Annotated in this window: 12 protein-coding genes; 10 read left to right on the top strand and 2 right to left on the bottom strand. The window is 46.7% G+C overall.

The genetic code is table 11. The annotated features are described in order from the left end of the window. Positions 1–6: 6 nt before the first annotated feature. Entirely contained in the window at positions 7–2,796 is a 2,790-nt protein-coding gene (locus HQ865_RS14595) for a hypothetical protein (RefSeq protein WP_173415594.1), read from the bottom strand. Between the two features lie 115 nt (positions 2,797–2,911). Next, positions 2,912–3,592 (bottom strand): LysE family translocator, encoded by a 681-nt coding sequence (locus HQ865_RS14590; RefSeq protein WP_173415593.1) that lies wholly within the window; start codon positions 3,590–3,592, stop codon positions 2,912–2,914. An 87-nt stretch (positions 3,593–3,679) separates the two neighbouring features. Between HQ865_RS14590 and HQ865_RS14585 the strand changes: the two genes are divergently transcribed. The 10 genes from HQ865_RS14585 (at position 3,680) to HQ865_RS14540 (ending at position 16,511) form a co-directional block, all read left to right on the top strand. Then, on the top strand, positions 3,680–4,615 hold the full coding sequence (locus HQ865_RS14585; RefSeq protein ID WP_237073473.1) for a cobalamin-binding protein: 936 nt from the start codon (positions 3,680–3,682) through the stop codon (positions 4,613–4,615). 282 nt (positions 4,616–4,897) lie between these two features. Next, positions 4,898–6,097, top strand: coding sequence for a sensor histidine kinase (locus tag HQ865_RS14580; protein WP_173415592.1), 1,200 nt, complete (start codon positions 4,898–4,900; stop codon positions 6,095–6,097). Continuing rightward, positions 6,097–6,846, top strand: coding sequence for a LytR/AlgR family response regulator transcription factor (locus HQ865_RS14575; protein WP_173415591.1), 750 nt, complete (start codon positions 6,097–6,099; stop codon positions 6,844–6,846). The genes HQ865_RS14580 and HQ865_RS14575 overlap by 1 nt, the downstream gene beginning before the upstream one ends. 34 nt (positions 6,847–6,880) lie before the next feature. Then, entirely contained in the window at positions 6,881–7,852 is a 972-nt protein-coding gene (locus tag HQ865_RS25810; protein ID WP_175582433.1) for a hypothetical protein, read from the top strand. A 98-nt stretch (positions 7,853–7,950) separates the two neighbouring features. After that, the gene (locus HQ865_RS14565) at positions 7,951–10,791 is read left to right on the top strand and encodes an outer membrane beta-barrel protein (protein WP_173415590.1); all 2,841 of its coding nucleotides are present in this window, start codon (positions 7,951–7,953) and stop codon (positions 10,789–10,791) included. Positions 10,792–11,068: 277 nt separating this feature from the next. Then, positions 11,069–11,818: an ROK family protein gene (locus HQ865_RS14560; protein ID WP_173415589.1), complete on the top strand. Its 750-nt coding sequence runs from the start codon at positions 11,069–11,071 to the stop codon at positions 11,816–11,818. A gap of 37 nt (positions 11,819–11,855) precedes the next feature. Continuing rightward, a complete protein-coding gene (gene tkt, locus HQ865_RS14555) occupies positions 11,856–13,862 on the top strand; it encodes a transketolase (protein ID WP_173415588.1) in 2,007 nt (668 codons plus the stop codon). Positions 13,863–13,941: 79 nt separating this feature from the next. Beyond that, positions 13,942–14,637, top strand: coding sequence for a ribose 5-phosphate isomerase A (gene rpiA, locus HQ865_RS14550; RefSeq protein WP_173415587.1), 696 nt, complete (start codon positions 13,942–13,944; stop codon positions 14,635–14,637). A 141-nt stretch (positions 14,638–14,778) separates the two neighbouring features. Continuing rightward, a complete protein-coding gene (gene tal, locus HQ865_RS14545) occupies positions 14,779–15,876 on the top strand; it encodes a transaldolase (protein WP_173415586.1) in 1,098 nt (365 codons plus the stop codon). 11 nt (positions 15,877–15,887) lie between these two features. Beyond that, positions 15,888–16,511, top strand: coding sequence for an HAD family hydrolase (locus HQ865_RS14540; RefSeq protein WP_173415585.1), 624 nt, complete (start codon positions 15,888–15,890; stop codon positions 16,509–16,511). The last annotated feature ends 1 nt before the right edge of the window (position 16,512 follow it).

The following is a 16,512-nucleotide window of genomic DNA, read 5'->3' as shown; positions in this document are numbered from 1 at the left end:
TGAAAATTACTTCACTACCACCCTCGTTCGCATACTTTCAATACTGCCCTGCATATCGCTGCCCTCCAGCATAAGGGTATAGGTACCGGGCTTGTCGGCGGTGTAAAATGATACCTGCGCTTTGCCGTCCTTGCCGGTAATGATATTGGGCTTCCAGTAAATAGTGGAGCGGATATCGGGCAAAACGGCCCTGGTTTTAACCGTGTATTTTGGCGAATAAAACTCGGCAGGCAGCGCAAACGGTAGCGGTTTGTATACATAAACACCCGGAGTGTGGGTGTAATAAGGCCCTTTGCCGGCGCGGGTGGTCACTTCCACATAGCAAAAATCAAAAGGCTTTTGCAGGGGATGCATATACTCGGCAAAGTAGGCCATACCATAGCGGCCGGCCTGCATAAACTCGATGCCTTTTATGTCTTCGGCGGTAAAATAATTTAACGATTCATCGTACAAGTCCTTGTACGACCGCATGCCTTCGGTCATCAGTTTATGTATGGCCACACCATCAATAATCAGTATAACCGCTTCGCTATTCACCACATAATACCGGCCGCCGCGGTCGCTAAAGCCTTTAATGTTGGCCCGCAACAGATCGCCAAGTGTGGTTTTACCGGCTTTTTCTATATCAGCTTCGTTCATGGCAAAGTCCGATTCGCCCGGGCCGTTCAGGTTTTTCGAGTCTTTGATGATCTTTTTATCCGTGATCACCACCTCCTTTAACTGGTGGATACCCATCATTTTGTTTTCCTCCAGTTTGTTGGCCATGCGGGTGTTAACGGCCTTACGGCTAAGGCTGTCCATATTCAGGTAGTTAGGTATAAGCCGGCCACTCATGGCTGCAAACACAGGTGGTACAAATTCATCCATCTCGATGCCCACGTTAAAGCTTTTGCCCTTTTTATTGCGGGCCTGTATAACGTAAGCAGCGGTATCCGATGGGTAAATATTTTTAAACTCGAACACGCCGGAAGCATTGGTGACCGTATCCAGCACCAGGGCCGGCTTTTTTGAGAGCAGTACCACCCCCGAATTGGCTACCGGCTTATTAAATATATTCAGCACCTTTCCTTTGATGGTAAACGATTGCTCGGCCGGGAACGCGGGTGCTTGCGCCAGGTTGAAAACCTTGCTCCAATCGTAGTTTACCCATCCCTGTGTCAGCAACAGGTTATCCAGGTCGCGCGTGGTTTCTTCCGTTGGGATATCTTTTAGATAGTAGCCCGGGTCTTCCACATTACCCTTCAGGTCAGCAGTAAGAAGCAAGGTGTTAACCAGTGTGCTGTTTTTCATCGAATCTACCTTCACCTGGCTGTCATCGGTAACCGCCATCGAGAATATACCCTGTACCGGCATGCCGGCCTGATCGGTTACCGTGATATCCAGTCCAACACTATCGCGTTTGCCGTAGGTTTTTTTATTACTGTTGATGTTTACGCACAGCCTGTCGTGATGATCTACAAAAATGATGCGCTCGTTCAATGGCTGCATTCTTTGGTTCAGGATGCTGATGCGGGTAATACCCGTTGGGAAAATGTTTTTGCTGATACTGATCCACTTGCCGTGTACATCGGGCTTAAAAGCTGCCGCATAGTTGGCCATGCCGCGGGATTGGGCTACCAGATAATAAATGCCAGGCGTATCGGTCATATCTGCGCTGGCAGTAATGTTTACCGCAACAGAATCTGTACCCATTACATCCGCCACCCGTAATACCATACCCGATGGCTTAACCAGTGGTAGGGGATAGGTTTTGCTGATAGTCGCGTCGTTTTTTATGACGGCGGTATAAGTTTCGCCGGCCTGCGGTTGCAGGTAAAAGTACCCCATGCCCCTGTGTGCCGATTTAAATATGGCCACCTGCTGCTGCTTGCTGTTGTAAACCACACCGTTTACATCGGTGCCGTTACCATCTTCGGCTATGGCTTTAAAGGCCACTTTGCTTTTCAAGCCGGCTACCAGTGCGCCGCCCTCTGGCATAAATTGCAGATCAGTATGTTCCGGGCGCTTTAACAGTACAGGAACAAGATAGGTAGCCCCGGTATTATCCTTTTTCTGCTCGGTTATTTTGATGGTCAATTTCTGCGGATCGGCTTTTTCGGGCAGGTTGAAGTTGAAGTCCAGGGCGCCATCCACGCCTATCATCATTTTATTCCTGAACCATCTTTTGCGGCCCTCGGTTAGCGTTACTTCCACATCGCGGGCCGCAATGGCGGTTTGTTTCAGGTCGGTAAAATCAAGCGTCATCTTAACGTTAGGCTTGCCCTCCTTTTCGGCCATATCCAGCCGCGAGTTGATGAGCCAGCCCTCGCCGGTATTGATGCTGGTAATGCTGAATTGCTTTTTAAAAACGTAGGCTTCGTTATAATTGCGCATCCAGTTGGTGTAAGCGCGCAGGGTATACAAGCCGGCAGGGTAGGCATTTTCATAAAGCGGGATATTGCCCCAAACCTGCCCGGCAATAACCGATAACATGGCGCGCTTCACTACTTTATTATTCTCGTCAGTAATTTCTGCATACAGCAGCCCGCTTTTGCGGGATGCCGACAGGTCGGCAGCGTTGAACAGGTAGCCTTTAAACCAAAGGGTATCACCCGCGCTATAGTTGGTTTTATCGGTTTGCAGGTATAGTTTTTCTATCGCGGCGTTGCTGGCGTATGTATTTATAGCATCAACTATTTGCCGTGCGGGAGTTAGCGGTTGGTTTTGCGCTATTACAAGCATCGGCCCCAAAAGCAGGGCGATGAAAAGTAACTTTATTGCAAAACGGCGTATCCCGGATGTATTTACTTTTCCCATAAGGCAGGCAAGGGTGATATAGGTATGTAAATATAACCATCTGAATGATAGAATGAAGGCGCGAATAAATAAACAGTCTTAATTGTCGGGATTTGTAGTGGGGATGTAGGTTTGATCAGGAAGGATATTCCCCGGGCTGATTATTCTTAGGCGCAACCCGCGCTTGCTGCTTAACCGGCGTGCGCACCAAAAAATAAACCCTTTTGGCTATATGATAGCCCGCGAACGAAAAGAAAAGGATGGCAATACCCGTATTGATAGCCCGTGTGCTTAGTTCAAATTTGCTTTGTATATACCGGGCAAACCTGCCATACAGGAACAGGCACAAAAAAGCCCCCGCGCCTGAGCCCAAGCTAAAAATAATTAAAGCGATGTTTCCGGTGATGATCCACTCGTGTGTGATAAGGTAGGTGCCGGCTATCATCCAAAAGGGAACCTGCATGGGGTTGATGAAGCCCAGCAGTATGCCGTATTTAATACTTTGATGTGGCTTGTATTTGGTTTCGGGTGGTTTTTTGCGGTGCAGCCAGGTAATGATGCCCAGCGTGCCAAAAAGGATGACCATCACCCAATCGATAACAACATCTAAATGAACTTGCGCCGATAGCCATTTGGCGGCATTCATGATAATGAAGGTGAAGATAAATTCGGCGCTTGAAAAGGCGATGATAAATTGCATGGCCTGCTTCATTCCACGGTTTATGGTGATCTGTACCAGGGTTAAATTGATATTGCCCGGCGGGATATAGCCAATAAAATTGGTGAACAGGCCAAGGAAAAAGGTAAGGAATATCATCACCCAAAAGTAATCAAGGTTTTTAGTTTGGCAGATATATTTCGGTTAAAAATTGAATTTGCCGTTATTTGCACCTGCTAATAAAAAATGAAATTGATGCCGGTGCAAAAAATTGTATCATTACTACCCGCCGCTACCGAAATTGTATGCGCTTTGGGCTTACAGGAAAACCTGGTAGGCCGATCGCACGAATGCGACTACCCCGAAGCGGTAAAAGAACTGCCCGTATGTTCGGAAGCAAATTTTGAAGATGGCTTAAGCAGCCTGGAGATTGATATTAAAGTTAAGGAGATACTGGCCGACGCACTGTCGGTATATACAGTAAGGCGCGAACAGATCAAAGCCCTGCAACCCGATGTGGTAATTACCCAGGCCCAGTGCGAGGTTTGCGCGGTATCCTTGCAAGAGGTAGAGCAGGCGCTGGATAATTATTTGGATAAGCAAACCAGCATCCTATCCCTGCAGCCTAATAAACTGGATGATATTTTTAACGATATCACCGCTGTAGCCAATGCCTTAAATGTCCCCGAAGCCGGCGCCGACCTGTTGGAACGCCTGCACGAGCGGGTGGATATCATCAAACATAAACTGAAGTTTATAGATACTAAACCCACCGTTGCCTGTATAGAATGGCTGGAACCATTAATGATCAGCGGTAACTGGGTGCCCGAATTGGTGGAGATAGCCGGCGGTACACCCGTACTGGCTGCAAACGGGAAACACTCGCCCTATGTAAAGTGGGATGATATCGCTGCTGCTGACCCGGATATCATCGTACTGATGCCCTGTGGCTTCAGCATGGACCGCACCCTGCGCGAAGTGAGCATCCTGCTGCAACAACCCGGCTTTAACGCGCTGAAGGCCGTAAAAAATAACCGCCTCTATATCACCGATGGCAACCACTACTTCAACCGACCGGGGCCACGGATAGTAGATTCGATAGAAATACTGGCCGAGATCATTAACCCCAAACAATTCATCTTCGGGTACGAGGGAGAGGGCTGGATGAAATTCGGCGTGTGAGTTTTGATGGCAATTAACCACAAAGGGCGCAAAGATTTTTCACAAAGGTCACAAAGCCATGCAATGATCATACAAGATTCTTGCGATCGAGATCTTTTATAAAATAACGCCCTTTGTGCACTTTGTGGTGGCCCCAATTTGTTCCTTCGTGAACTTTGTGGTTAAATCACCACCAACACCGCCCCAAATTTCATCGCAAAAAACCACGCTTTCGTCTAAAATAACGGCGCTTTTGTCTCTTATGCAAAACGGGTATTGCGGTTAACGGTACTTTTATACCTAATGGCACTTAAAAAGATATTCTCTGGCAAATATTTAGTCCCTGCAATACACATATTGCTTTGGGGGCTATACATCATATCTCCATACCTTTTCCGTAACCCATCTACCTGGAAGGGGTTCAATATGTGGCATTATCGTACAATGTTCAATAACGCGCTTTATGCGGGCATTTTCTATTTCAACGCGTATTACCTGTACCCGGTATTATATAAACGCCGCAAACAGTTATGGTTATACGTGTTATCGCTTGTTGTGCTGGTCATATCTGTAATGTTCTTATTGCGTAAAATAGATGATGTTATATTTCCGCAGCCTCAGCGCTTCAGGACCATGCAAGTTGTAGAAGCCAGGCCGTTAACCGGGCAGCGCATTACCTTAGACAAGCATGCAGATAGCGGACGCGTAGCGCATGGAAGAATTGAGCGGAGAGATTTTGGCCCCGGCGGCCCTCGTGGCCCTCATGGAGATTTTGGCGGGGATAGGCGTAACAGGTTGATTTTCTGGTGCATTTTTAACATTATACCTTATATCTTCATCCTGGGTATCAGTATCAGTTACCGTATCATTATCGATAATGCCAAACAGGAAAAGATCCGTAAGGAAAAAGAGAACGAGAACCTAAAGACCGAACTGAGCTTCCTCCGCTCGCAGGTGAGCCCGCACTTTATTTTCAACATATTGAACAATATGGTGGCGCTGGCACGTAAAAAGTCGGATATGCTGGAGCCGTCGCTGATAGAACTTTCCAAGCTGATGCGCTATATGTTGTATGAAAATGACGACGAGCGCGTATCGCTGGGCCGCGAGGTTGATTACCTTAAAAGTTACATCGCTTTACAGCTATTACGCTTTGGCGACGATGTAACAATTATGTTCAACCCTCCTGATAACATAAATGCTTACTATATTGAGCCAATGTTACTTGCCCCCTTTGTGGAGAATGCATTCAAGCATGGGGTTGGCATGGTTGAGGACCCACAGATCAACATCACTTTAAGTGTGGACGACGCCACCGGCTGGATGGATTTCAAAGTGATGAACACTGTTGCACCTCAGCAACATACCAAGGATAAAGATTCGGGCATTGGGCTGGTGAACGTGCGCAGGAGGCTTGAATTACTATACAAAGAGGATTATAACCTGGACATAATGCAGAACGACAATATATTTATTGCCGCCCTGAAAATTAAACTAAAGTAATGGTACGCTGTCTATTAGTCGACGACGAAAAACTGGCCCTTGAATTGATGGAGGATAACGTGATGAAGGTCCCGTATCTGAAATTGATGGGAAAATGCAAAAATGCCATGGAAGCCATGGACTTTATGCGCCGCGAGCCGGTTGACCTGATCTTTTTAGACATCCAGATGCCGGGGATATCGGGCATACAGTTCTTAAACAGTTTAACAAATCCACCATTGGTAATAATGGCCACCGCTTATGATAATTACGCGCTGGACGGTTTTAACCTCGATGTGGTTGATTACCTGCTGAAGCCGGTATCGTTCGATCGGTTTTTAAAGGCGGTAAATAAGGCTTACGAATTATTGAGCCTGCGCCAGCAAAAAGATATGGGGGCACAACCTGTGGTTCAACAGGTACAGGTAAAGGCCCCGGCCGAACCGGATTATATTTTTGTAAATGCCGACTACTCGGTTGTGCGCATCAATATACCCGATGTACTGTATGTAGAAGGCCTGAAGGATTACGTGAAGATATACCTGGCTGGTGCAACAAAACCGGTAATTACGCGCCTAAGTATGCGTTTTATGGAGGATAAGCTGCCGGCTGATGCCTTCGCGAGGGTGCATAAATCGTTTATAGTGGCACTGGATAAAATAACGGCGTTTAAAAAGAACCGGGTGATGATAGGCGAGAGCGAAATATCGGTAAGCGATAATTATAAGGATAAGATACTGGCCTATATAGGCCATCATGAAAATGATTAAGATTAGAATATACCCTATTTAACCAAATATAACGATGAACACTAATGTTAAAACATTAATTAAACTGGGCCTTTGCTTAACCGCAAGCATGGGCTTATTTGCAGCCAGGGCGCAAAGCGTACAGGAAACCGGCGTTTGGGCGCCTGCAAATGTTAAAGTTGATGGCAAACTTAACGAGTATGGTAACTCCTTAGAAGCTAATAACAAAACAGATAACGTTAGCTATACCGTGAGCAATGATGACAAGAACCTATATTTTGCCATTAAAGCCAACGATCAATCTACCGCTAATAAAATTATGGCCGGCGGTATTGATTTTATATTAAATACCGAAGGTAAAAAGAAAGATAAAGACGCGTTCATTATCACTTTCCCATTGATCAACCGTTCGGCTATGCGTGGCGCGATGGGGGGGGGGCAAAGAGGTCAGCGCGGCCAGGGCGGCGGCGGCGGACAGCAGGGTGGCCCTCCTGATACCGCTACTATTAACAGCATGCGCCGTACTGCGGTAGCTGCTGTTAAAGAAATGAAGCTGAAAGGTTTTAAAGATATTCCGGATAGCGTGGTATCTATTTATAACGAATACAGCCTGAAGGGCGCGGTAGCTTACGATGCCAATGGCAATTTTATTTGCGAACTGGCTGTGCCTTTTTCGCAATTAGGTATCTCGCTTGATAAAACTAAAGAGATAGCATACAACCTGAAGATAAACGGTATACAAATGAACCGCGACCGTAACCGCGATGATAACAATCGCGATGGCGGCGGCTTCGGTGGCCAGCGTGGTGGCGGGGACGGTAACAACAACGGTGGCGGCTTTGGCGGAAATGGCGGCGGCGGTGGTAACCGTGGCGGCGGCGGAGGCGGCAACTTCGGTGGCGGCGGTGGTGGAAACCGCGGCGGCGGCGGCGGCCGTGGTGGTTTCGGCGGCGGCGGCGGTTTCGACATGGCCAATATGTTTAGCTCCACCGATTTTTGGGCAAAGTATACCCTGGCCAAAAAATAATAAAAATTAACTGATCAAAATTATTTAATACCCTTAATTGCCCTGTTTGCAAAGCAGGCAGGGCGCATATTGCACATACTTTTTAATACTTATCACTGATGAAGAGAACACTACTAATAATCGCCGCCCTGCTGTTTACTGCTGCTGTATACGCGCAGATACCCGGGGGCCAGCAACGTAACAACGCTTTGCCACCGCCGCTGCCATCAAGGCAGGTAAGTGGTATTGTTAAGGATTCAACCGATAATACCGTTCCCGGTGCAGTTGTAAAGCTGGTATCAACTCATGATACCCTGAGTACAGCAACCAATGCCGATGGTATCTTTATTTTTAAATCGGTAAAAATGAACATCTTTACCATTACGGTAACCAGTTTGGGCAACGCGCCTTACGTAAAGAAGTTCCAGATGAACGACGCGGTTCCGCGCCTGACGCTTGATCCGGTTATTTTGAAAGGTTCCAGCACCATGATAAAGGAAGTAGTGATCAATGGTACGCCAACCATCACTTACAAGCCTGATACCATGCAATATCGTGCAACCGACTATAAAGTGCGCCCTAATGCTACTTTAGATGAGTTGCTGAAGAAGATGGAAGGTATGGAAGTAGGCAGCGATGGTAGCCTTACCCACCAGGGCCAGGCCGTTACCAAGGTAAAACTGAATGGTAAGGACTATGCCGGTGGCGATGTGGCCCAGGCTATCCAAAACCTGCCTGCCGACATTATTGAATATGCCCAGGTAATTGACGATTACGGCGATCAGGCCGCCCGTACCGGTATCAAAACCGGCGACCCGACCAAAACGCTGAACGTAACCACCAAAGCCGACCGCTCGGTTGGTACAACTGCCCGTTTAATTGGCCAGGCCGGTAACTACGATCAGTATAACGCTAATATTTTTGCGCAGCGCATCAATGCTAACCAGCAACTGGGTTTAATAGGTAACTTCCGTAATGCTATAACCGGTATACAATCTACTGCTGCGCGCGGGCTTGGCGGCGGTGGCGGCGGGAATCCAGGTACTACAAAATCGCTACAGCCATTATCATTAAACTATCGCGATCAGTACAGCCCTAAAGTACAGGTAGTTAGTAGCGCTACTTATAACTTTAGCGATAATACCAGCACCAGTGATAGCTACGGCACGCGCTATAATAACTTTGGTAACAATATTTTTAAACGCAATGGCGATTTTAAGAACAACAGGAATGGCCGCAGCGCAACCTTTGAATTAGATTACCAGATAGATAGCCTGAATTACCTGCAAGTAACGCCAAGCTATAATTACTCAACCTCCGAAACTTTTAACGATTCGTTCTCGGACAATGTAAACGATTATACTCAAACCGGCCACGGTTTCGAACACCAAACCGTTACCGGTACTACATCGTCAAAAACGCCTAATACCAATTATGGTTTAATAGCGTTCTTTAATCACAGGTTTAAAAAACCACGCCGCAACTTCTCGTTCCAGGCAAGCTATAACCACACCGATAGCGAATCGAACGGTGAAACGGTGAGCCTTACCAATAACTATGCTGATGCTACTACCAATAACCTGTTATTAAGCCAAAGCGCCCACCTGTTAACTTATAAAACAAACAATGCCGATGCTTTGCGTGGTAGCATGACCTATTCTGAACCACTGGGCCAGTTTTCGCAATTTGAGTTTAACGGCCAGGTGAATCGTAATTCGCACGATACCAAAAATGCAACCGACTCGATACTTACAGCCGGTGGTGTAAAAGAAACCAACCTGAACTTTAATTATATAACCACCGAAACTAACCTGAATTTCAACTATCGTTACAACGGTTCTAAAGTAAACCTTTCGTTAGGTACTACTTTAAAGCCATACAGTATCGAGGGTACCAAGTTTAACAATACAATCGGTGCCAACGTAAACAGCAGCCTGTATAACTTCAGGATCATTCCGTTGTTCCGTTTCGCTTACTCATGGTCGCGTACACAAAGGTTTACCCTTAACTACAATGGCAATAACGCCGAGCCGGCGTTTGATCAGATACAACCGTTTACCGATAAAACCGACCCTAATAACTATGTTACCGGTAACCCTAACCTGCGTGCAGGCTTAACTAATAACATTACCGCTACGTATAATAACTATTTCCCTAACTCAAGGTTCAACCTGTCGTTCAATGGTAACGCTACCTTTTACACCGATCAGGTAGCCAGCAATACCACCCAGATATTTGTGCCTATACCGGGTTCTACGCAGCAGCGTACCATTCGCGACATCACTTATGTAAACATCAGTGGCGCACGCTCTTATGGAGGTAACTATAACATCTCTAAACAACTGGCCGACAGAAGATACAATATCGCCATAAACGGTGGCGTTAACTACGGTTATAGCATCAATATGAACCAGGGCCAGACTTACCATCAAACAAGCTGGAACTTTAACGAGCGTTTTGGCCCGCGTATCAATCCATCTGATAACGTAGAGATCAACCCATTCTTTGGTACATCGTTAACCAAAACCTTCTCTACTGCCGAAAATAGCCCATCAAGCAAGGCTGTTAATAATTCGTTCGGTTTAGATGGTCGTTTCTATTTCCTGAAAACCTTCCAGGTACATTACGATGCTTCTAAAAACTTTACCACCCAAACCAGCAGCGTAACCGGTATCCCAACATTAAATAACAGCCCGTTATTGATTAATGGTGGTTTCCAAAAAGAGTTTGGTCAAAAACGTTCGTTTACATTAACATTCGATGTGAACGATATCCTGCACCAGGCTAACCCGCTTACACAAACTGTAAGTGCTACAGGTATCACAAACACAGTTACCAGTACCAAAAGCCGCTACTTCCTGGTGGGTTTCCGCCTCAACCTGCAAAAATGGAGCGGCAGGCCAACACGTAACGGCCGCACTATGCAACGCCGTGGCGATGGTAGCTTCATTTATAACTAATGATTAGAGATTAGATATTAGTCAATCCTAATAAGTAAAACGGCCCGGGTGCGAAAGCATCCGGGCCGTTTTTATGTAGTTGCCTGGTTGATAGCAGGCCATTATTATTCACATTTTGCCACTATTTGCAATATCGCGGTAAAAAGCTCTCCCCATCGGTCAATGCCGAAACAAGCTTTACAATTTCATGTTAATATTGTGATGCCGCGTTAACCATATTTACATTGGCATTGTTGATATTTGATTATTCGTTTTCAACCAACTATCTAACCCCAATATGAAAAAAAGCACAGGGCAGCATACACTGTCTATCGATATCGGCGGATCGCACGTAAAGGCTACCATCCTTAATAAGCAAGGCAAACTAACCATGGAGTATGATAAGGAAGATACGCCCATGCCGTCTACCCCGCAAAATATGATGGACGCCATTAAAAAACTTGTAAAAGGCTTTCCGGAATATAACCAGATCTCAGTTGGCTTCCCCGGTTATATTAAAAATGGCGTAGTGGTTACGGCACCCAATTTAGGGAATAAGGCATGGGGAGGTTTCGACCTGCAAACCGAATTGGGTAAAGAGCTGGGCAAACCCGCTAAAGTAGTTAACGATGCCGATATGGCCGGCCTGGGCGTAGTTAACGGTAACGGCTTTGAAATGGTGATCACCCTTGGCACAGGTTTCGGTACCGCGTTTTTTCTAAACGGTGTTTTGCTGCCGCATCTGGAAATTTCGCACCACCCATTCTCTAAAGGGATGGCGTATGATGAGTACATGGGCGATAAGGCGCTGGATAAACTCGGCTTGAAAAAATGGAACAAACGCATGACCAAGGTTTTTAAAGTTTTAAAAACCGTATTCAATTACGACTATTTATATATAGGCGGCGGCAACGCCCGCAGGCTTACTTTTAAGCTGGAAGATAATATGAAACTGGTTACCAACGAGGACGGGATAAAAGGCGGGGCACGATTATGGCAAACCGGCAAACTGGAGGGTGTGCATTCCTCGGTTAAGTCGCCTAAATAAAAGAAATACATCAATACATCTACCATAAAAAGAAAATATGTCAGCAGATAAAAACATCGAAACCTTAGCCATCGATACCGTCAGGATCCTGTCGGCCGATGCAGTGCAGAAGGCAAATTCGGGCCACCCCGGCACACCGATGGCGCTTGCGCCAATGGGCCATGTGCTTTGGAAAGAGTTTATCAACTTCAACCCTAAAAACCCCGATTGGGCCAACCGCGACAGGTTCATCCTTTCGGCCGGGCACGCCTGTATGCTGCAATACAGCTTTTTACACTTGCTGGGCTACGATATCTCGCTGGATGATATCAAGAATTTCCGCCAGATGAATAGCAAGACAGCTGGTCACCCCGAGTACGGCCTGGCACCGGGTATCGATGTAACTACCGGTCCGCTGGGACAGGGTTTTGCCAATGGCGTAGGTTTCGCTATCGCCCAAAAGCATTTGGCGGCAAGGTATAACAAACCAGAGTTTCCGATATTCAACTATCATATTTACGCCATTTGCAGCGACGGTGATATGATGGAGGGCGTAACATCCGAAGCGGCATCTCTGGCAGGCCATTTAGAATTAGGCAACCTCATTTACCTGTACGATGATAACCACATCTCTATAGAAGGCAGCACCGATATCGCTTTTAACGAGGATGTGAACCACCGCTTTGAAGCCTATGGCTGGCACGTGCAGCATGTAGATGATGTGAACGATATCCACGCCCTGCAACTGGCCATCATCAACGCCAAAGCCGAAACACAGAAGCCATCACTGATCCGTGTACGATCGCTGATCGCTTATGGCAGCCCAAATAAATCGGGTACGGCAGGTTCGCACGGCGCGCCGCTGGGTGAGGAAGAAATGAAACTGGTGAAGAAATTCTTCGGTTTCGATCCGGATAAGAGCTTTAATATTCCTGCCGAGGTTGCTAAATACTACCACGAAATAGGCGTAGCCAAAGGCAAAAAAGAAGACGATTGGAACGACCTGTATGCCGAATACAAAGAGCAGTTCCCAGAGCTGGCTGCCGAATACGAACAGGCCGCCGCGGGCAAATTGCCCAAAGGCTGGCTGGATAAACTACCAAAGTTTGAACCATCCGACAAAAAGATGGCCACCCGCCAGGCATCGGGCAAAGTGCTGAACGCTATTGCCGAAAGCCTGCCGCACCTGATCGGCGGCGCGGCCGACCTGGCCCCATCTACTGAAACTAACCTGAAGGAGTTCTACTCGTTCACGTCCGAAAACCGTGATGGCCGTAACTTCCACTTCGGGATCCGTGAACATGCCATGGGTTCGATATTGAACGGTATGGCGCTGACCAAAGGACTAATACCGTTTGGCGCAACTTTCCTGATCTTCTCTGAATATATGCGTCCGCCTATCCGCTTGGCGGCCATTATGAAGATCAGCCCTATATTTGTTTATACCCACGATAGCATTGGCTTAGGCGAGGATGGCACTACCCACCAGCCTGTTGAGCAACTGGCATCATTAAGGTCGATACCGAATATTACGCTGATCCGCCCGGCTGATGCCAACGAGACCACCCAGGCCTGGAAGGTAGCGCTGGAACATAAAGGTGGCCCGGTTGTACTGGTGTTCACCCGACAGGGCCTGCCCATTATCGATCAAAGCAAATACGGCAAAGCCACCGGCCTGGAAAAAGGTGCCTATATCCTTTCGGAAGCCAGCGGCAAGCCCGACCTGATACTGATGGCTACAGGCTCGGAAGTATCGCTGATCTTAGCGGCACAGGCGCAATTAGAAAAAGACGGCATATCTACCCGCGTGGTAAGTATGCCATCGTGGGAATTATTTGAGAAACAGGATGCCGCATATAAAGAGAAAGTATTCCCGAAAACCAGCCGTAAACGTTTAGCGGTTGAAGCTGCATCGCCCATGGGCTGGCATAAATATATAACCGATGAGGGCGATATCCAGGCCATGACCACCTTTGGCGAATCGGCCCCGGCAGATGACCTGTTCAAGCATTTTGGCTTTACCGTTGATAATGTAGTTAAAAAGGCGAAAGCGCTGTTGGGGTAAGATGCAAGAGGTCAAGAGTCAGGAATCAAGAAAGTGTCCTGACTCTTGACTCCATACTTCCTGATTCTAATCTAAAAGAATGAATTTAATAAACAACCTCGAATGGTCGGCAGAGATCATTAACCGCAGTGGTAAAGAAAAAGTGGCCAATGAAATAGCGGCCAAAGTAAAAGACGGTGATGTGCTGGGCGTTGGCTCGGGCTCTACATCGTACCTGGCTTTGCTGGCCATTGCTGAAAAGGTTAAAGCCGAGAAGCTGAACATCAAGGCTATTCCAACCTCGCTGGAGATCACTATGTTTTGCAGCAAGCTGGGTATACCGGTTACCAGCCTGATGGAACATACGCCCGATTGGCTGTTCGACGGTGCCGACGAAGTGGATCCCAACAAAAGCCTGATAAAAGGCAGGGGCGGGGCCATGTTTAAAGAGAAAATGCTGATGCGCAGCAGTCCGCGTAATTATATTATTGTTGATGAAAGCAAGGTGCTGGATAAACTGGGCACTAATTTCCCGGTACCGATAGAGGTTTTTCCGCAGGCTTTATTATTGGTAGAAAACGGATTGAAAAAGCTGGATGCTACCGAGATCAAACTTCGCCCGGCAAAAGGGAAGGATGGCCCGGTAATAACCGAGAACGGTAACCTGGTTATCGACTGTAAATTTGGCGAAATAGGCGAGGGCTTAGAAAAAGAAATAAAAAGCATAACAGGCGTAATAGAAAGCGGCCTTTTTATGGGTTACGACCTGGAAATTTTAATGGCGGCAAATAGTTAAAAACTTATCGTTTAGCTATAAATTGAACTTAATACTGTGAATAACAAATTATAATATAACTTAGCGCCCCACTTAGTATATAAAATTAGTAGACATTGTAGAGCGCTTGTTCTATCAATTAACATTTAAAATACTTCTATCATGGCAACTAATAAAGTAAAACAAATACACGATTTCGGCCAGAGCATCTGGCTTGATTTTATCGACCGCGAGATCATCGCTAACGGTAAACTAAAAAGTTTAATTGATGATGACGGCATAAGGGGTGTAACATCAAACCCGGCCATTTTTGAAAAAGCCATCAGCAGCAGTTCTGCTTACGATCAGGACATTGCCGAATTAGCTAAAACCACCTCTACTAACGAAGAGTTGTTTTTCGAAGTAGCTATAAAGGATATCCAAAACGCGGCCAAACTTTTTGAGGGTATCTATAACGAAGAACCAACAGGTTCGGACGGGTACGTAAGTTTGGAAGTGTCGCCTTTCCTGGCCCTGGATGCCGAAGGTACCGCCAAACAAGCCGAAGAACTTTGGAAAAAGGTAGACCGCAAGAACGTGATGATCAAGATCCCGGGCACTAAACCCGGTCTTCAGGCCATCCGCGAATCTATCGCCAAAGGCATCAACATCAACGTAACCCTATTATTCGGTCTGCCGCGTTACGAGGAAGTGACCGAAGCTTATATCGCTGGTTTGGAAGACCACCTGGCAGCAGGGCACGATATTTCGCACATCTCATCGGTAGCCAGTTTCTTCCTGAGCCGCATAGATGTTTTGGTTGACCCGATGCTGGATGAAAAAGGCTTAGGCGATCTGAAAGGCGAAGTAGCCATCGCATCAGCCAAAAAAGCTTACGAGATCTACAAACGCGTGTTTAGCACCAACAGGTGGAAAGCACTGGAAGCTAAAGGCGCCAAACCGCAACGCCTGCTTTGGGCCAGCACCAGCAGCAAGAACCCAGCTTTTAAAGATACCAAGTATGTAGAAGCATTGATTGGTCCGGATACCGTTGATACCGTTCCGCTGGAAACTATTGATGCTTTTCGCGATCATGGTATCGCAGCCAATACACTCGAACAAGGTACAGATAAGGCGACTAAAGACCTGGAGCGCCTGAAAGCCGCCGGTATCGATATCGACCAGATCACCCAGCAGCTGGAAGATGAAGGCATTGATAAATTTAACAAGCCGTTTGAAAAACTGCTGAAAGCTATAGAAGATCAGAAAAATAAAAGCTAAGCCACAGGCAAATGAACAGCGACCGGATAAAGATCTTATTTTTTGATGTGGGCGGCATTTTGCTCAGCAATGGCTGGGGGCACGAATCGCGCAAGCTGGCATCCGAACAATTTAAACTGGACTATGCTGAGGTGAACGCCCTGCATAATTTCATATTTAACGTGTACGAGATTGGCAGCATTACGCTTGATGAATATCTGGACACCGTGATATTTAACAAGGAACGCCAGTTTACCCGCGAAGATTTTAAGGCATTTATGTACGAGCAGTCGGTTGAATTGCCCGATATGCTGGCCTGGCTTAAAAAGTGGAAAAAGAACTGCGGTTTCCGCGTTATCTCCATCAATAACGAGGGCAAGGAACTGAACGATTACCGGGTAAAGAAATTTGGCCTGCACGATTGTTTCGATGCTTTTATATCTTCGTGCGAGGTAAAGATGCGCAAGCCCGACCCCGGCATATGGCAATTGGCTATGGGCATTGCGCAGGTATCGCCCAAACAATGCGTTTATTTTGACGACCGTTTGATGTTCGTCAACACCGCGCAAAAGCTGGGCATCCGCGCTTTTCAGCATACCGACTTTGAAACAACCAAACAGATATTAGAACAATTAAAAACAGAAAACCTCAACTAAC

Source organism: Mucilaginibacter mali (assembly GCF_013283875.1).
Taxonomy (GTDB): Bacteria; Bacteroidota; Bacteroidia; order Sphingobacteriales; family Sphingobacteriaceae; genus Mucilaginibacter; species Mucilaginibacter mali.
The sequence above is the reverse complement of the archived record's forward strand: the minus strand, read 5'-3'. Positions and strand labels throughout refer to the sequence as shown.